The organism is Streptomyces sp. NPDC013457 (genome assembly GCF_043089925.1).
Lineage (GTDB): Bacteria > Actinomycetota > Actinomycetes > Streptomycetales > Streptomycetaceae > Streptomyces.
Genome location: NZ_JBICBL010000004.1, coordinates 82,038 through 99,119, shown reverse-complemented (window position 1 = coordinate 99,119; position 17,082 = coordinate 82,038). Strand labels below are relative to the sequence as shown.

Genomic DNA, 17,082 nt, shown 5'->3' with positions numbered 1-17,082 from the left:
CCCGAAGCGATGAAATTCGTTGTTTGAGGTCGCGGATCGCACTGAATCCGAAGTTGACGGATGTCGGGCCTGTCGAAAGCGTCAGGGAAGCGATTAGGCTGGGGTGTCTCAGCAAACGGGACGCCGCACGACGAAGTGCGACCAAGAACGTGACAGGAGGGGTGGCAAAGTGACCACCGAGCTGCGCCGGCTGCGTAACTACATCAACGGGGAGTTCCGGGACGCCGCCGACGGACGGACCATCGATGTGGTCAACCCGGCCACGGGCGAGGTCTTCGCCACGTCTCCGCTCTCCGGACAGGCGGACGTCGACGCCGCCATGGACGCGGCCGCGGCCGCGTTCCCGGCCTGGCGCGACACCACGCCCGCCGAGCGCCAGAAGGTCCTGCTGAAGATCGCGGACGCCTTCGAGGAGCGCGCCGCCGACCTGATCGCCGCCGAGGTCGAGAACACCGGCAAGCCGGTCGCCCTCACCGCGAGCGAAGAGATTCCGCCGATGGTGGACCAGATCCGCTTCTTCGCGGGTGCCGCACGGCTGCTCGAAGGCCGCTCGGCCGGCGAGTACATGGAGGGCCTGACCTCCATCGTCCGCCGCGAGCCCGTGGGTGTCTGCGCCCAGGTCGCCCCGTGGAACTACCCGATGATGATGGCCGTGTGGAAGTTCGCCCCGGCGCTCGCCGCGGGCAACACGGTCGTCCTCAAGCCCTCGGACACGACCCCCGCGTCGACCGTCCTGATCGCCGAGATCATCGGCCAGATCGTCCCCAAGGGCGTCTTCAACGTCATCTGCGGCGACCGCGAGACCGGCCGCGCGATGGTCGAGCACCCGACCCCGGCGATGGCCTCCATCACCGGTTCGGTACGCGCCGGCATGCAGGTCGCGGAGTCGGCGGCCAAGGACGTCAAGCGCGTCCACCTGGAGCTGGGCGGCAAGGCCCCGGTCGTCGTCTTCGAGGACACCGACATCGCCAAGGCCGTCGAGGACATCTCGGTGGCGGGCTTCTTCAACGCGGGCCAGGACTGTACGGCCGCGACCCGTGTCCTCGTGCACGAGTCCATCCACGACGAGTTCGTGACGCAGCTCGCCAAGGCCGCCGCGGACACGAAGACCGGTCAGCCGGACGACGAGGACGTGCTCTACGGCCCGCTGAACAACGCCAACCAGCTGAAGCAGGTCTCCGGCTTCATCGACCGCCTCCCGGCCCACGCCAAGGTCGAGGCCGGTGGCCACCAGGTCGGCGAGAAGGGCTACTTCTACGCCCCGACCGTCGTCTCCGGCCTCAAGCAGGACGACGAGATCGTCCAGAACGAGGTCTTCGGACCGGTCATCACGGTGCAGTCGTTCCGTGACGAGGAGCAGGCCCTGGAGTTCGCCAACGGCGTCGAGTTCGCCCTCGCGTCCTCGGTCTGGACGAAGGACCACGCCCGCGCGATGCGGATGTCGCGCGCGCTCGACTTCGGCTGCGTGTGGATCAACACCCACATCCCGCTGGTCGCGGAGATGCCGCACGGCGGCTACAAGAAGTCCGGCTACGGCAAGGACCTGTCGGCGTACGGCTTCGAGGACTACACGCGCATCAAGCACGTGATGACGTCCCTGAGCTAGTCCCCGGAACCGACGGCCCCGGCACCCTTGATCGACAGGGTGTCGGGGCCGCGGTCTTTCCGTCGACGGACCGTCGATTGTTCCCGCGCGGCCCGCCCGCGATGCTGCTCGGATGAGAGCGACAGCGAGGAAAACCATGGCCCGCCGGTCCGTGCTGCGTGGCATGGGGGGCGTCGGGGCCGCCGCCCTGCTCGCCGGGTGCGGGGTGCCGGCCGCCTACGTCGAGCCGGGGGAGCGGGCCGGCCGTGACCTGTCCGCGCGGGACCGCACGCTCGACTTCGCCAACTGGCCGCTCTACATCGACACCGATGACGACGACACGTCGAAGCGGCCCACGCTGGACGCGTTCTCCGAGCGCACCAGGATCTCCGTCCGCTACACCGAGGAGATCAACGACAACGACGAGTTCTTCGGCAAGATCAGTCCCGCGCTGATGAACCGCCAGGAGACCGGCCGGGACCTCATCGTCGTCAGCGACTGGATGGCCGCGCGGTTCGTGCGGCTCGGCTGGGTGCAGGAGATGGACCGGTCCGCGCAGCCGAACATCACCCGGTACCTGGACCCGCAGCTGCGTTCGCCCGCCTTCGACGAGGGCCGACGGCACACCGTTCCCTGGCAGTCCGGGATCACCGGCATCGCGTACAACCGCGGGAAGCTCGGCCGGGAGATCCGGTCGGTCAAGGAGCTGTGGGACGACGAGCTGCGCGGGAAGGTCACGCTGCTGTCCGGGCTCGACGAGTCCTTCGCGCTGCTCATGCAGGGCAACGGCGTCGACGTGACCCGGTGGACGGCGGACGACTTCCACACGGTGTGCGAGCAGATCGAGCGGCTCGTCGCCAGGCGGCACGTCCGCCGCTTCACCGGCAACGACTACATCAAGGACCTGTCGACCGGCGACGTGCTGGCCTGCCAGGCGTACTCGGGCGACGTGATCCAGCTCCAGGCCGACAACCCCGACATCGAGTTCGTCGTCCCGGAGGAGGGCGCCGAGCTCTGGGCCGAGTCGCTGATGATCCCCAACCTGGCCCAGCACAAGGCCAACGCCGAGAAGCTGGTCGACTACTACTACGACCCCGAGGTCGCCGCCGAACTCGCCGCCTGGGTCAACTACGTCTGCCCGGTCCCCGCCGCCCGTGACGTGCTCGCCGACTCGGACGACGAGGAGCTCGCGGCTCTCGCCGAGGACCCGCTGATCTTCCCCGACGACGCGATGCGGCAACGCCTCGCGATCGCCCGGGACATCACCTCGGAGGAGCGGACCGAGTTCGCGAAGAGGTGGAACTCGATCGTCGGGCTGTGAGTTCCCCGGGGGTGAACCCGACATCGAACTCGCACGCGAACCCCACGGCGGACCCGACCGCGAAGGCGGCGGCGCGCCATGCCGCGAGCGCGGCTGTGAACTCCGCTGTGACATATGGCCTGTTGGCCGCCTGGGCCCTGCACGACGCCGAGGAGGTCCTCCTCGGGCCCCGCTGGCTCCGGGAGTGTCTGCCGGAACTCCGTGAGCGCTTTCCGGAGGTTCCGGCGGCGGTCTGGAAGGCCGCGGAGAGCGTGGACGAGCGGGAGTTCGCGGTCGCCGTGGCCGCGGTCGGGGCCGTCGTGGCCGCCGCGGCCGTCGCCGGCCGGCGCTCCGGCGGCCGGTCGGCGTTCTACCAGGCCGCGCTGAACGGCTTCGGTCTCCACGGTCTCGTCCATCTGGCGCAGGCCGCCGCCGTCCGCGGGTACACACCCGGCTCTGCCACCTCGCCGCTGGTCGTCATCCCCTTCGCCCTCTGGGCACGGGGCCGGCTGCGGCGGGCCGGTGTACTGCGGCCGACACGGGCGAGGGACGTGGTGACCGGGCTCGCGGTGGCCGCCGGAGTGACCGTCGCCGCGCACGGACTCGCCCGGAAGGTGACCGGGCACCCCCGTTTTTGAACGCGTTCATGGCGGGCGTAGGGTGCTGTCATGAGCGAGACGAAGGGGCCGAGAGCCCTTCTCAGGCGTATCCGTGTGTGGCTGGCCGTCTTCATCGTCTGTCTGGTGGTGAGCGGGCTCACCGCCTTCCCGCTCGTCACCGAACTTCACCTGGCCGAGGACGCGCTGACCTCCTGGGCCGCGCCGGTCGCCGAGCTCTTCCCCGGGCTCCTGGAGTGGATCCAGCGCGTCCGGGACGGGCTCGACGCCGCCGACGCCCAGTACCCGTTCGTGCTGTACGGCACCGACTGGCTGGCCTTCGCGCACCTCGTCATCGCCGTCGCCTTCTACGGGCCCTACCGCGACCCCGTACGGAACATCTGGGTGATCGAGTTCGGGATGATCGCCTGTGCCGGCATCATCCCGCTCGCCCTGATCTGCGGCCCCATCCGGGACATCCCCTTCTGGTGGTCGGTCATCGACATGTCGTTCGGCGTCTTCGGGGTGATCCCGCTGCTCGTCGTACGACGGATGATCAAGCGTCTCGAAGCGGTGCGGGCCGTCGCCGAAGAGCCTCAGCCGGTCGGCGCGCCGTAGGCCGCCACCATCAGGGCCAGGGCGACCCGGTTCGCGTCCTGGCCCTTCGCGTCCGTCGAGTTGACGCTGTAGACCAGGGTGCGCTCGCCGTCGCGGGTCGAGGCGATCGCCGCGTTGTAGCCCCACCGGCCGCCCGTCTTGCCCCACACCTCCCGCCCGCCGAGCTCCTTCATCGAGAGCCCGACGGAGTACGCGCCGGGGGCGCCGCTCCTGAAGTCCGGTACCTCAGGGAGCGTGAACATCTCCTCCAGGAGTGGTCCGCGCACCACCCGCCCCCGGAACAGCGCCTGCGTGAAGCGCTCCAGATCCGCCGTCGTGGAGACGAGGTCGCCCGCCGCCCAGCCGTCGGTGGTTCCCCAGACCGACACGTCGCGCAGCCCGGTCGAGCCGTCCGCCGCCTTCATCGTCTGGTAGCCGTGGTTGTGCGGGCCGTGGATCCGCGGGTCGGCCCCGGGCAGGTACGTGTCACGCAGCCCGAGCGGCCCGAGGACACGCGCCGCGACCTGATGCTCGTACGTGTCGCCCGTGACCCGTTCGATGAGCAGACCCGCGACCGTGTAGCCGATGTTGAGGTAGTGCTGCTTCTCGCCCGGGGCGAACTCGGGCCGCTTCGCCGTCGCCGAGCGGACCATCGCGCGCGGGTCGTGGATCTCGAAGCGGTTCGCGTACCACTCCTCGACCGTCGAACCGGCGAAGTCGGGCGCCGGGATCCCGTGGGTGTGGTTCAGGAGCTGGCGGACCGTCACCTTCCCGTACCGGGCGGGGATCAGCTCCGGCAGGTACGCACGGGCCGGACGGTCCAGGTCGAGCCGCCCCTCGGCGGCCAGCTGGAGGGCGACCGCCGCCGTGAAGACCTTGGTCACCGAACCGGCGCGGAACCGGGCATCCGGATCGGCGGGCCGCATCGACCTCAGGTCGTGCACGCCCGACGTGCCGCGCCACACGCCTTCGCGGCCCCCGACCCGTACCAGGGCGGCCGTCGCGTCCTGCGCGGGCAGTCCGGCGATCGCCGCTTCGAGCGCCTCTTCCCCGGTACGCGCAGAGCCGACGGCGGCGACGGAGGACGTCGAGGGTGGCGCCGCGCCGGCCGGGAGGACCGCCGGGCCCGCCGCGACCCCCAGGACGAGGGCGGCGGCCAGCAGGGTGCGCATATTGCTCTTCATGGTCAACTCCGTGGGTGTGAGCCGTTGTTCCCGACGACTCCCATCCTGTTGACCTGCGGCGATCCGCGGATCGCCGGAGCGGGGGATCTTCGCCCGCCCCGCTCATCCCCCGGCCGGGGGAGCACCCGCGGTGACCAGGCCGCTCTCGTACGCGCAGATCACCGCCTGGATCCGGTCCCGCAGCCCCAGCTTCGCGAGCACGTTCCCCACGTGCGTCTTCACCGTGTGGTCGCTGACGACCAGCTCCGCCGCGATCTCCGCGTTCGACAGGCCCCGCGCGAGCAGCAGCAGCGTCTCCCGCTCTCGGGCCGTCAGCGCGTCGAGGCGCGGGTCGGTGCGGGGAGGGCGCCGGGCCGGGCGGGTGTACTCCTCGACCAGCCGCCGCGCCACCGAAGGGGCGAGCAGCGAGTCGCCCCGCGCCACGACCCGTACGGCGTGGACCAGATCGTCCCGGCGGACGTCCTTCAGGAGGAACCCGCTCGCGCCCGCGTGCAGCGCCTCGTACGCATACGCGTCGGAGTCGAAGGTCGTGAGCATCACCGTCCGGCAGGCCGACTCGGCACTGATGGTCCGGCAGGCCTCGATGCCGTCCATGCGCGGCATCCGGATGTCGAGCAGAGCCACGTCGGGGGAGTGGCGGCGCACCGCCTCCACCGCCGCCGCTCCGTCGCCGGCCTCCGCCACGACCTCGATCTCCGGCTGCACGTCGAGAATCATCGCGAAGCCGCTCCTGACCAGCTCCTGGTCGTCGGCCACCACCACGCGGACCGTCACCGCGCCACCTCCCGGACGGCTGCCACGGGGAGCGTGACCCGCACCTGGAACCCCCGGCCCTCAGGCCCGGGCCCGCACTCCGCCGTCCCGCCGTGTGCGGCCGCCCGCTCACGGATCCCGACCAGCCCGTGCCCGCCGCCTGCCGGCCGCGCGCCCCGCCGGGGCCCGCGCCCGTCGTCCGTCACGACCACCTCCAGCACCCCCTCTCCGTGCGCCAGCCGCACGGCGGCCGTGCGGGCCGCCGCGTGCTTCACCACGTTCGTCAGCGCCTCCTGGACGATCCGGTAGACCGTCGCCCCGGTCGCCGCGGGCAGGGAACGGACCCCGCCCACCGTCCCGTACGAGACCTCGAGGCCACCCGCGCGTACGCCCTCCAGCAGGGCGGGGAGCCCGTCGAGGTCCGGCTGCGGCCGCAGGGGTTCGGGGCCCTCGGCCCCCTCCCGCAGCACGCCCAGCATCCGGCGCAGCTGCGCCATCGCGTCCCGTCCCGTCGCGGAGATCGCGTCGAACGCCGCCTCGGCCTTCTCCGGGGCCGCCCGCACCGCCACCGGACCGGCCTCCGCCTGCACGATCATCAGGCTCACCGCGTGCGAGAGGATGTCGTGCATCTCCCTGGCGATCCGGGCCCGTTCGCGCGCCGCCGCCCGCTCGGTCTCCACCCGGCCGGCCCGCTGCCGGGCGTCGGTGAGCCGTCCGAAGACGTACGCCGCCGCGAACACGAAGAGGGAGAAGGTCAGTTCACGCGCGGACCGGGTGTTCAGCCACACCGACACCGGCACGGCGACCACCAGCAGCAGCGCGGCCGCGAGCCGCTTCGGCGGCGGCGAGAGCGCGGCGATCGTGTAGACGATGACGAGCCCTGTGTACGGAAGGGGCTGGCCGGGGCCCTCCACGGCCAGCCGGTACAGCGCGCTGGTCGCCACGATCGCGAGGAGCACCGCGATCGGCGCGCGCCGGCGCCAGATCAACGGGACGACGGTGAGCGTCGTCAGACCGTACGCGGGCCAGGTCGCCGGCTCCAGCTCCGGCGGCCGGGGCACCACGAACGGCATCGTCATGGCCGCCTGGACGAGCAGCGCGATCCCGACGTCCACGGCCTGCGGACGGGAGGCCCCGAGCTCCCGCGCCCGCTCCCACCACCCCCGGACGTCCCCCCGTATCCCCACTACGGCTTCCGGCCCACCGCGCCGAACTGCGCCACCTCGCTCGCCGGGGCGAACCGCCAGCTCGCGCAGGACACGACACCCGGCTCCAGGACGTCGAGCCCGTCCAGGAAGGAGGAGAACTCGGCGCGGGTGCGGGCCGTGATCGGCGGGGTCGCGTGCTCGTTCCAGAACTCCATCGCCGCCACGTTCCCCTCGCCCCCGAGCTCCGGCTCCAGCGTCGGATGGGTCAGCACCAGGTACGAGCCGGAGGGGACCGCGTCCATCAGGGTACGGACGACGGACCGGGCCTCGGCGGTGTCGAGGACGAAGTTGAGGATGCCGAGCATCATGACGGCGACCGGCCGGGACAGGTCCAGCGTCCGCGCCGCCGCCTCCAGGATCCGCTCGGGGTCCCGCGCGTCCGCGTCGACGTAGTCGGTGACGCCCTCCGGGCTGCTGGTCAGCAGCGCGCGGGCATGGGTCAGCACGATCGGGTCGTTGTCGACGTAGACGACCCGGGCCTCGGGCGCGAGGCGCTGCGCGACCTCGTGGGTGTTGTCGGCCGTCGGCAGGCCCGTACCGATGTCGAGGAACTGGCGCACTCCCGACTCGGCCGCCAGATGCGTCACCACCCGCCCGAGGAACGCCCGGTCCGCGCGGGCCACTTCGCCGATGCTCGGGTAGAAGCCGGTGACCTGGTCGCCGACCTCCCGGTCCACCGGATAGTTGTCCTTGCCGCCCAGCCAGTAGTTCCACACCCGCGCGTTGTGCGCGATGTCGGTGCGGATCCTGTCGGTCCCGGTCACCTCGGCGTACCCCTTCGCAGTTCGGCGGCGAGCGCGTCCACACGGTTGGTGGTGATCGCATCCACTCCGTGGGACAGGAGCTTACGCATGGTGCGGCGGGTGTCCGCGGTCCAGGCGGAGACGAGGTAGCCGTCCCGGTGCGCAAGCTCCACCAGCTCCCGACTCACCAGGCCGAAGCGGTAGTTGAGCCACCGCGGCCGCACGGCGTCCAGGAGCGCGGCCCGGGGCGGGGCGAGCGAGGTCCAGGTCAGCGCGATCTCGGCGGACGGGTCGGCGGCCCGCACCTGGAGCATGGCGATCCCGCCCGCGCAGTAGTAGACGCGCTCTGCGGCACCGCACTCGCGGACCGTGCCGACGATGCGGCGGACCGACTGCTCGTTCCCGCCGGGCAGATCGAGCATCAGCCGGTACGGCCCCGCCGCGATCAGCGCCTCGCGCAGCGTGGGCACGCCGTCGTACGTCAGCTCGGCGAGCTCCGCGAGGGAGACCGCGGACAGGGGTCGGTCATGGCCCCACAGCCGCTTGAGCGTGTCGTCGTGGAGCAGGACGGGGACGCCGTCCGCGGTGAGCCGCACATCGACCTCGACGGCGTCCGCGCCCGCCTCGATCGCCGAGACGATCGAGGCGAGCGTGTTCTCACGGACGCGGTACGGGTCCCCGCGGTGGCCTACGACAGTGACGTGGTCCATGGGGCCATTGTCGCGAGAGTGTCAGCGCGCCAGCCACTTCTCGGTGTAGGTGTCGATCTCCTCGGCGATCCGGGCCTTGCCGGCCGGGTCGAGGAAGGACGCCTCGACCGCGTTCTTGGCGAGGGCCGCGAGACCGCGCTCGTCCAGCTCCAGGAGCCGGGCGGCGACGGCGTACTCGTTGTTCAGGTCCGAGCCGAACATCGGCGGGTCGTCGCTGTTGATCGTCACCAGGACGCCGGCCGCCACCATCTCCTTGACGGGGTGCCGGTCCAGGTCGGTGACGGCACGGGTCGCGATGTTCGAGGTCGGGCAGACCTCCAGGGCGATCCGGTGCTCGGCGAGGTACGCGAGCAGCTCCGGGTCCTGGACGGCACTGGTGCCGTGGCCGATGCGCTCGGCGCCCAGCTCCCTCAGCGCGTCCCAGATCGTCTCCGGGCCCGTCGTCTCGCCCGCGTGCGGGACGGAACGAAGCCCCGCCGCGATGGCCCGGTCGAAGTAGGGCTTGAACTGCGGACGCGGCACACCGATCTCCGGGCCTCCGAGTCCGAACGAGACGAGGCCCTCCGGGCGCAGGTCGACCGCGAGCCGGGCGGTCTCCTCCGCGGCTTCGAGGCCGGCCTCGCCCGGGATGTCGAAGCACCAGCGCAGGACGATGCCGAGCTCGGTCTCCGCGGCCTTGCGGGCGTCCTCGATCGCGGCCATGAAGGCGTGCTCGTCGATCCCGCGGCGGGTCGAGCTGTACGGGGTGATGGTCAGCTCGGCGTACCGGATGTTCTGGCGGGCCATGTCCCGGGCGACCTCGTAGGTCAGCAGCCGGACGTCCTCCGGGGTGCGGACCAGGTCCACGACGGAGAGGTAGACCTCGATGAAGTGGGCGAAGTCGGTGAAGGTGAAGTAGTCGACGAGCGCCTCGGGATCCGTGGGGACCTTGGAGTCCGGGTGCCGGGCGGCCAGCTCGGCGACGATCCGGGGCGAGGCGGAGCCGACGTGGTGGACGTGCAGCTCGGCCTTCGGCAGCCCCGCGATGAAGGAGTGCAGATCGTTCATCGGATCATCGTAGGCCGGGCGGGTCCCGTGTCGGAGTGAGGTCGTAGCATGGCGTGACCACGATGGGGGAGGCCCATGTCTGACAACAGCGACCAGCCGCGGGGCGGATACGACCCGACGGACCCGTGGGCTCCGCCGAACCGCGACGGCGTGGAACTGAGCAAGGCGGCGACGCCCGAGCCCATGCCGCAGGACCGTCCGCCGGTGCACGACCAGCCGACGATGACGGCCATGCCGTCCGCCGGGGACGTACCGCCGCCGCCGGTCGCCCCCGGTGGCCCGGCGACGGGCTCGTACGGCTACCCGACGCCGCCGCCGGTCACGGCGCCCGCGCCGTCGGGCTACGGCTACCCCGGGTACCCGGGCTACCCGGGCGGGACCGTCGGCTACGGCCAGCCCGGGTGGCAGCAGACCCCGTCCAACGGGATGGGGATCGCGGCGATGGTCCTCGGCATCATCGCCGTGGCCGGCTTCTGCATGTACGGGCTCGGCGTCGTCCTCGGCATCCTGGCCCTGGTCTTCGGCATCATCGGCCGCAAGAAGGTCCAGCGGGGCGAGGCGAACAACGGCGGGATGGCGACGGCGGGCATCGTCCTCGGCTCGATCGGCATCCTGGTCAGCGCCGTGTTCCTGGCTTTCGTGATCTGGGCCATCGTCGAGGCCGAGAGCTACGAGGACAGCTCGGACGACCCGTTCTCGACGAGCCTGGTGGTCGAGAACCGCTAGCCCGCCGGCCGTCGTCGAGAAAAAGGGGCCCGCGCCGAAGCGCCGGGCCCCTTCTCGTACCCCCGGGTCTCGTACGCCCGACCTGCGCGCCAGCCTCGTGCGACCGAGCCGCAGCCGCCCGAGCCGCACACGCCCGAGCCTCACCCGCCCGAGCGGAGCCGCTCCCGTGCCTCCATGAGCGCGAACCCCAGCAGGTTCAGGCCCCGCCACCGGGCCGGGTCCTTCGCGCGCGGGTCGTCCGCGCCGAGACCGATGCCCCACACCCGGTCCAGTGGGCTCGCCTCCACCAGGACCCGTCCCCCGGTGCCCAGCAGGTACGCGCGCAGGGACTCGTCCGAGGCGAACTTGTGCACGCTGCCCTCGACGACGATCCCGAAGCGCTCCCGCTCCCACACCGCCTCGTCGAAGCCCCGCACCAGCCGCCCCGCCTTCTTCGCCTCCGCGGGCGTGGCGGACGACAGCGCCGCCCGCTCCGCCTCGGGGTCCCGGAAGAGCCGCGCCTTCGCCGCCATCATCCAGTGCTCGGCGGTCGCGTAGCGCACCCCGTCGACCTCGAACGGTGACTCCCACCACTGGCTCAGACAGCTCGCCGACAGCTGCCCGTCGGGCCTCGGCCGGTGGCCCCAGAAGTGCAGCCACTTGACCTTTTCACCCCTGCTGACCTGCTCCGTCAGCGTGTCGATCGTCCGCATGCACGGGATTCTGACAGCCGCCACGGACACTCCGTACTGTCATTTCCCCGACCCCTCGACACATGGTCGACCGATTCCGTCGCGTAACCAAAAGGCAACGACGGAATCCCTTGTTGGACCGATCGGCCTCTGTCAGGATCGGCACTCAATTCGAACTGGAACAACGGAGAGCGTCATGGGCAACCGCTTCCAGCTGACGGACCGCTTCGCGGACGGCGCACAGTACATCGGCGGGCGGCTGCGCCCCGGAACCTCAGGGGACGAGCACAGCGTCGTCGATCCGGCCACCGGCGAGAGTGTGTACACGTACACCCTCGCGTCCACCTCCGACGTGGACGACGCCGTCGCCGCCGCGAAGGAGGCGTTCCCCGCCTGGGCGGGCGCGACCCCCGGCGAGCGCTCCGACGCCCTCCACCGGTTCGCGGGCGTGCTCGCCGAGCGGGCCGAGGACATCGCCCGCGTCGAGTCCCTCCAGTGCGGCAAGCCGATCAAGCTCTCCACCGAGTTCGACGTACCGGGCACCGTCGACAACACGGCCTTCTTCGCCGGAGCCGCCCGGCACCTCCAGGGCCAGTCCGCCGGCGAGTACAGCGGCGACCACACCTCGTACGTACGGCGCGAGCCCATCGGTGTCGTCGGCTCCATCGCGCCCTGGAACTACCCGCTCCAGATGGCCGCCTGGAAGATCCTCCCGGCGATCGCCGCCGGCAACACGGTCGTCCTGAAGCCGGCCGAACTCACCCCGCTCACCTCGCTGATGTTCGCGCAGGCCGCCACCGAGGCCGGCATCCCCGACGGCGTCGTCAACATCGTCACCGGCGCCGGGCGCACCGCGGGCGAGCACCTCGTCGGCCACCCCGACGTCGCCATGACCTCCTTCACCGGCTCCACCCCCGTCGGCAAGCGCGTCGCCGAGATCGCCACCTCCACCGTGAAGCGGCTCCACCTCGAACTCGGCGGCAAGGCACCCTTCGTCGTCTTCGACGACGCCGACGTGGAGGCCGCCGCCCACGGCGCCGTCGCCGCCTCCCTCATCAACACCGGCCAGGACTGCACCGCCGCCACCCGCGCGTACGTCCAGCGCCCGCTCTTCGACACGTTCGTCGCCCGCGTCGCCGAGCTCATGGAGACCGTCCGCCTGGGCGACCCCTTCGACCCCGCCACCGACCTCGGCCCGCTGATCAGCCACGCCCAGCGCGACCGCGTGGCCGGCTTCGTCGACCGCGCCCGCGGCTACGCCACCGTCGTCACCGGCGGCGAGGCCCCCGGCGGCGAGCTGAAGAAGGGTGCGTACTACCGGCCGACCCTGATCACCGGTGCCGCGCAGGACAGCGAGGTCGTGCAGTCGGAGATCTTCGGGCCGGTCCTGGTGGTCCTGCCCTTCGACGGCGACGACGACGGCCTCCGGCTCGCCAACGACACCCCGTACGGCCTCGCCGCCTCCGCCTGGACCCGCGACGTCTTCCGGGCGAACCGCGCCACCCGCGAGATCAAGGCGGGCTGCGTCTGGGTCAACGACCACATCCCGATCATCAGCGAGATGCCGCACGGCGGCTACAAGGCGTCGGGGTTCGGCAAGGACATGTCTGCGTATTCCTTCGAGGAGTACACGCAGGTCAAGCATGTGATGTACGAAAACACCGCGGTGGTCCGCAAGGACTGGCACCGCACGATCTTCGGAGACCGGTAGTCCCTCCCCAACCCCCGAGAGGCACAGCGCATGGAGCAGTACCAGCCCGACAGCCTGTCCGCCGCACAACTCGCGGCGATGCGACGCAGTCTGACGAGCGGCCGGGGCGCCCTCACGCGCCGTTCGATGCTGCGCGCCGGAGGCGTCGGCGCGCTCACGGTCGGCGGACTCGCGTCCCTGAGCGCGTGCGGCATCCCGCCGGCCAAGCGGGACGACCAGGGCCCGGCGTCGACGGACTTCTCGGCCAAGGAGAAGGAGCTCGCCTTCTCCAACTGGACCGAGTACATGGACGTCAGCGAGGACGAGAAGTCCCGCCCGACCCTGGAGGCGTTCACCAAGCGCACCGGGATCAGGATCAAGTACACCGAGGACATCAACGACAACGTCGAGTTCTTCGGCAAGATCAAGCCGCAGCTCGCGGCCGGCCAGGACACCGGCCGCGACCTGATCTGCGTCACCGACTGGCTCGCCGCCCGCATCATCCGGCTCGGCTGGGCGCAGAAGCTGGACGCGGCCAACCTCCCCAACGCCTACGCGAATCTCTCCGCCCAGTTCCGCCGACCCGACTGGGACCCGGGCCGCGCCTACTCGTACCCCTGGACCGGCATATCCACCGTGATCGCCTACAACTCCAAGGCGACGGGAGGGAAGAAGGTCGACTCGGTCACCCAGCTCCTGGACGATCCCTCCCTCAAGGGCCGGGTCGGCTTCCTCACCGAGATGCGCGACTCGGTCGGCATGACCCTGCTCGACATGGGCAAGGACCCCGGGAAGTTCACCGACGCCGACTACGACGCGGCGATCGGCCGGCTCCAGAAGGGCGTCGACAAGAAGCAGATCAGGCGCTTCACCGGCAACGACTACACCTCCGACCTGGACAAGGGCGACCTGGCGGCCTGTCTCGCCTGGGCCGGTGACATCATCCAGCTCCAGGCCGACAACCCGGACATCAAGTTCGCCATCCCGTCCGCCGGTTACATCACCTCCAGCGACAACCTGCTGGTCCCGGCCAAGGCCCGGCACAAGGCCAACGCCGAGAAGCTCATCGACTACTACTACGAGCTTCCCGTCGCCGCCCAGCTCGCCGCGTACATCAACTACGTCTGTCCGGTCGACGGCGTGAAGGACGAACTCGCCAAGATCGACCCCGAGCTGGCGAGCAACACGCTGATCCTGCCGGACAAGGCGATGGCCGCGAAGTCGCACGCCTTCCGCTCGCTGACCAGCGAGGAAGAGACGGCGTACGAGGAGAAGTTCGCCAAGCTCATCGGTGCCTGAGAACCGTCGTCCACCTCTTACGAACCTGGGATCGCAACCCATGACTGACAAGACTGCTCACACTGGCAAGACCACGGGCGGCGGCGACGTCCGTCTCACCGGCATCAGCAAGACGTACGGCTCCTTCACCGCCGTCCACCCGCTCGACCTGACCATCCCGCAGGGCTCGTTCTTCGCCCTCCTCGGGGCCTCGGGCTGCGGCAAGACCACCACGCTGCGCATGATCGCCGGCCTGGAGGACCCCACCGGCGGCACCGTGTTCCTCGGCGACAAGGACGTCACCGACCTCCCGCCGTACAAGCGGCCGGTCAACACCGTCTTCCAGTCCTACGCGCTCTTCCCGCACATGGACATCTACGAGAACGTCGCCTTCGGCCTGCGCCGGCGGGGCGTCAAGTCGGTGAAGAAGCAGGTCGACGACATGCTGGAGCTCGTCCAGCTCGGCGACAAGGCCCGGCACAAGCCGCACCAGCTCTCCGGCGGCCAGCAGCAGCGCGTCGCCGTGGCCCGCGCGCTCATCAACCACCCGCAGGTCCTCCTCCTCGACGAGCCCCTCGGCGCCCTCGACCTCAAGCTGCGCCGCCAGATGCAGCTGGAGCTCAAGCGCATCCAGACCGAGGTCGGCATCACCTTCGTCCACGTCACCCACGACCAGGAGGAGGCCATGACCATGGCCGACCAGGTCGCGGTGATGAACGGCGGCCGGGTCGAGCAGCTCGGCGCGCCCGCCGACCTGTACGAGAACCCGCGGACCACGTTCGTGGCCAACTTCCTCGGCACCTCCAACCTCATCGAGGCCGAGGTCGTCGAGACCGGCGGCTCCGACCTGGTCGTCACGGCGGGCGGCGGCAAGCTCCGGGTGCCCGCGGACCGCTGTACGGCGTCCGTACGCACCGGCGGCAAGGTCCTGGTGGGCGTCCGCCCCGAGAAGATCTCGCTCGCGCACGCCGACGACGCGGGCCGGATAGCCGACGGCCGCAACAAGGTCACCGGCCGGATCGCCGACTCCTCCTTCATCGGAGTCTCCACGCAGTACGTGGTGAACAGCCCGGCGGGGGCGGAGCTCCAGGTCTACGAGCAGAACATCGAGCGGGACACGCGCCTCCTCCCCGGCGCCGAGGTCGTCCTGCACTGGAACCCGGCGCACACCTTCGGCCTGGACGCCGATCAGGACATCGACGCGGGCGTGGAGACGGTGGAGGACGCCGGATGAGCACTCCCACCCTCACCAAGGAGGAGGAGACCGCGCCCGCCGGAACACCGGTGCTGCGCAAGCCCTCCACCCGCAAGCGGCTCGTCCCCTACTGGCTGCTGCTGCCCGGCATCGTCTGGCTGCTCGTCTTCTTCGCGCTGCCGATGGTCTACCAGGCCTCGACCTCCGTGCAGACCGGCTCCCTGGAGAAGGGCTTCGAGGTCACCTGGCACTTCCAGACCTACTGGGACGCCTTCCAGGAGTACTGGCCGCAGTTCGTCCGCTCGCTGCTGTACGCCGGTACCGCCACGCTGCTCTGTCTGCTCCTCGGCTACCCGCTGGCCTATCTGATCGCCTTCAAGGCCGGCCGCTGGCGCAACCTGCTCCTCGTCCTCGTCATCGCGCCCTTCTTCACCAGCTTCCTCATCCGGACCCTGGCCTGGAAGACGATCCTCGCCGACGACAGCGTGGTGGTCGACGCGCTGAACGCGCTGCACGTCCTGGACGTGACCAGCTGGCTCGGCTGGACCGAGGGCGACCGCGTGCTCGCCACGCCGATGGCGGTGGTCTGCGGTCTGACGTACAACTTCCTGCCGTTCATGATCCTTCCGCTCTACACCTCGCTGGAGCGGATCGACGGCCGGCTGCACGAGGCCGCGCAGGACCTGTACGCCTCCCCGGCCACCACCTTCCGCAAGGTGACGTTCCCGCTCTCCATGCCGGGCGTGGTCTCGGGCACGCTGCTCACCTTCATCCCGGCGAGCGGCGACTACGTCAACGCGGAACTCCTCGGCTCCACCGACACCAAGATGGTCGGCAACGTCATCCAGTCGCAGTTCCTGCGCGTCCTCGACTACCCGACGGCCGCCGCCCTGTCCTTCATCCTCATGGCGATCGTGCTCCTCATGGTCACCGTCTACATCCGCCGCGCGGGAACGGAGGACCTGGTCTGATGCGTTGGATCCGTCGGAACCTTGTCGCCATCGCGGGCCTGCTGACGCTCGCGTACATGATCCTTCCGAACATCGTCGTGATGGTGTTCTCGTTCAACAAGCCGAACGGGCGCTTCAACTACGCCTGGCAGCGCTTCTCGCTGGACGCCTGGAAGGACCCCTGCGGCGTCGCCGACATGTGCGAGTCGCTGTCCCTCTCGCTCCAGCTCGCCGCCTGGGCGACGGTCGGTGCGGTGGTCCTCGGCACGATGATCGCCTTCGCGCTGGTCCGCTACCGCTTCCGGGCGCGCGGCGCGATCAACTCGCTGATCTTCCTGCCGATGGCGATGCCCGAGGTCGTCATGGCCGCCTCGCTGCTCACCCTCTTCCTGAACATGGGCATCGAGCTCGGCTTCTGGACGGTCCTGATCGCCCACATCATGTTCTGTCTGTCGTTCGTGGTGACGGCCGTCAAGGCGCGGGTGATGTCGATGGACCCGCGCCTGGAGGAGGCCGCGCGCGACCTCTACGCGGGCCCGGTGCAGACGTTCGTACGGGTGACGCTGCCGATCGCCGCCCCCGGCATCGCCGCCGGCGCGCTGCTCGCCTTCGCGCTCTCGTTCGACGACTTCATCATCACCAACTTCAACGCGGGCTCGACCGTCACCTTCCCCATGTTCGTCTGGGGTTCGGCGCAGCGCGGCACGCCGGTCCAGATCAACGTCATCGGCACGGCGATGTTCATCATTGCCGTACTGGTGGTGGTAGCCGGACAGATCGTCACCAACCGGCGCAAGAAATCAGCGGCAAGCTGAGTACGTCCTGAGCAACACCTGAAGGAGTTGGAAA

Annotated in this window: 17 protein-coding genes; 10 read left to right on the top strand and 7 right to left on the bottom strand. The window is 70.5% G+C overall.

Going from position 1 to position 17,082, the window contains the following annotated elements:
• The first annotated feature begins 169 nt into the window (after nucleotides 1–169).
• The 4 genes from ACF1G2_RS12275 to ACF1G2_RS12260 all read left to right on the top strand — a co-directional run bounded on the left by ACF1G2_RS12275 (nucleotide 170) and on the right by ACF1G2_RS12260 (nucleotide 4,099).
• A complete protein-coding gene (locus tag ACF1G2_RS12275) occupies nucleotides 170–1,606 on the top strand; it encodes a gamma-aminobutyraldehyde dehydrogenase (protein ID WP_391798220.1) in 1,437 nt (478 codons plus the stop codon).
• Between the two features lie 136 nt (nucleotides 1,607–1,742).
• A complete protein-coding gene (locus ACF1G2_RS12270) occupies nucleotides 1,743–2,906 on the top strand; it encodes a PotD/PotF family extracellular solute-binding protein (protein WP_391798219.1) in 1,164 nt (387 codons plus the stop codon).
• Nucleotides 2,907–3,013: 107 nt separating this feature from the next.
• Complete coding sequence (locus tag ACF1G2_RS12265) at nucleotides 3,014–3,523, top strand: HXXEE domain-containing protein (protein ID WP_391798218.1); 510 nt, start codon at nucleotides 3,014–3,016, stop codon at nucleotides 3,521–3,523.
• A gap of 30 nt (nucleotides 3,524–3,553) precedes the next feature.
• On the top strand, nucleotides 3,554–4,099 hold the full coding sequence (locus tag ACF1G2_RS12260) for a hypothetical protein (RefSeq protein WP_391798217.1): 546 nt from the start codon (nucleotides 3,554–3,556) through the stop codon (nucleotides 4,097–4,099).
• On the opposite strand, the gene ACF1G2_RS12255 is transcribed toward ACF1G2_RS12260, so the two are convergent.
• The 6 genes from ACF1G2_RS12255 to ACF1G2_RS12230 form a co-directional block, all read right to left on the bottom strand.
• Nucleotides 4,078–5,262 (bottom strand): serine hydrolase domain-containing protein, encoded by a 1,185-nt coding sequence (locus ACF1G2_RS12255; protein ID WP_391798216.1) that lies wholly within the window; start codon nucleotides 5,260–5,262, stop codon nucleotides 4,078–4,080. The genes ACF1G2_RS12260 and ACF1G2_RS12255 overlap by 22 nt on opposite strands.
• 102 nt (nucleotides 5,263–5,364) lie before the next feature.
• On the bottom strand, nucleotides 5,365–6,036 hold the full coding sequence (locus ACF1G2_RS12250; protein WP_391798215.1) for a response regulator: 672 nt from the start codon (nucleotides 6,034–6,036) through the stop codon (nucleotides 5,365–5,367).
• Nucleotides 6,033–7,202 carry a sensor histidine kinase gene (locus tag ACF1G2_RS12245; RefSeq protein ID WP_391798214.1) on the bottom strand — a complete coding sequence of 390 codons (1,170 nt, stop codon included), beginning with the start codon at nucleotides 7,200–7,202 and terminating at the stop codon, nucleotides 6,033–6,035. The genes ACF1G2_RS12250 and ACF1G2_RS12245 overlap by 4 nt, the downstream gene beginning before the upstream one ends.
• Nucleotides 7,202–7,987 carry an SAM-dependent methyltransferase gene (locus ACF1G2_RS12240; protein ID WP_391798213.1) on the bottom strand — a complete coding sequence of 262 codons (786 nt, stop codon included), beginning with the start codon at nucleotides 7,985–7,987 and terminating at the stop codon, nucleotides 7,202–7,204. Before ACF1G2_RS12240 ends, ACF1G2_RS12245 begins: the two co-directional genes overlap by 1 nt.
• A complete protein-coding gene (locus ACF1G2_RS12235) occupies nucleotides 7,984–8,676 on the bottom strand; it encodes a glycerophosphodiester phosphodiesterase (RefSeq protein ID WP_391798212.1) in 693 nt (230 codons plus the stop codon). Before ACF1G2_RS12235 ends, ACF1G2_RS12240 begins: the two co-directional genes overlap by 4 nt.
• 21 nt (nucleotides 8,677–8,697) lie before the next feature.
• A complete protein-coding gene (locus tag ACF1G2_RS12230) occupies nucleotides 8,698–9,723 on the bottom strand; it encodes an adenosine deaminase (RefSeq protein ID WP_391798211.1) in 1,026 nt (341 codons plus the stop codon).
• A gap of 75 nt (nucleotides 9,724–9,798) precedes the next feature.
• On the opposite strand from ACF1G2_RS12230, the gene ACF1G2_RS12225 reads away from it, so the two are divergent.
• Nucleotides 9,799–10,449 carry a DUF4190 domain-containing protein gene (locus ACF1G2_RS12225; RefSeq protein WP_391798210.1) on the top strand — a complete coding sequence of 217 codons (651 nt, stop codon included), beginning with the start codon at nucleotides 9,799–9,801 and terminating at the stop codon, nucleotides 10,447–10,449.
• A 140-nt stretch (nucleotides 10,450–10,589) separates the two neighbouring features.
• Here ACF1G2_RS12225 and ACF1G2_RS12220 read toward each other — a convergent pair whose 3' ends face one another.
• Nucleotides 10,590–11,141: an NADAR family protein gene (locus ACF1G2_RS12220; RefSeq protein WP_391798209.1), complete on the bottom strand. Its 552-nt coding sequence runs from the start codon at nucleotides 11,139–11,141 to the stop codon at nucleotides 10,590–10,592.
• A 175-nt stretch (nucleotides 11,142–11,316) separates the two neighbouring features.
• Between ACF1G2_RS12220 and ACF1G2_RS12215 the strand changes: the two genes are divergently transcribed.
• From ACF1G2_RS12215 to ACF1G2_RS12195, 5 genes are read left to right on the top strand one after another with little or no spacing between them, the layout of a single operon-like run.
• A complete protein-coding gene (locus tag ACF1G2_RS12215; RefSeq protein WP_391798208.1) occupies nucleotides 11,317–12,831 on the top strand; it encodes a gamma-aminobutyraldehyde dehydrogenase in 1,515 nt (504 codons plus the stop codon).
• 30 nt (nucleotides 12,832–12,861) lie between these two features.
• Nucleotides 12,862–14,109, top strand: a complete 1,248-nt coding sequence (locus ACF1G2_RS12210; protein WP_391798207.1) for a spermidine/putrescine ABC transporter substrate-binding protein — start codon at nucleotides 12,862–12,864, stop codon at nucleotides 14,107–14,109.
• Nucleotides 14,110–14,149: 40 nt separating this feature from the next.
• Entirely contained in the window at nucleotides 14,150–15,322 is a 1,173-nt protein-coding gene (locus ACF1G2_RS12205) for an ABC transporter ATP-binding protein (protein ID WP_391798206.1), read from the top strand.
• Nucleotides 15,319–16,254: an ABC transporter permease gene (locus ACF1G2_RS12200; RefSeq protein WP_391798205.1), complete on the top strand. Its 936-nt coding sequence runs from the start codon at nucleotides 15,319–15,321 to the stop codon at nucleotides 16,252–16,254. The genes ACF1G2_RS12205 and ACF1G2_RS12200 overlap by 4 nt, the downstream gene beginning before the upstream one ends.
• Nucleotides 16,254–17,048 carry an ABC transporter permease gene (locus ACF1G2_RS12195; protein WP_391798204.1) on the top strand — a complete coding sequence of 265 codons (795 nt, stop codon included), beginning with the start codon at nucleotides 16,254–16,256 and terminating at the stop codon, nucleotides 17,046–17,048. Before ACF1G2_RS12200 ends, ACF1G2_RS12195 begins: the two co-directional genes overlap by 1 nt.
• Nucleotides 17,049–17,082 lie beyond the last annotated feature (34 nt).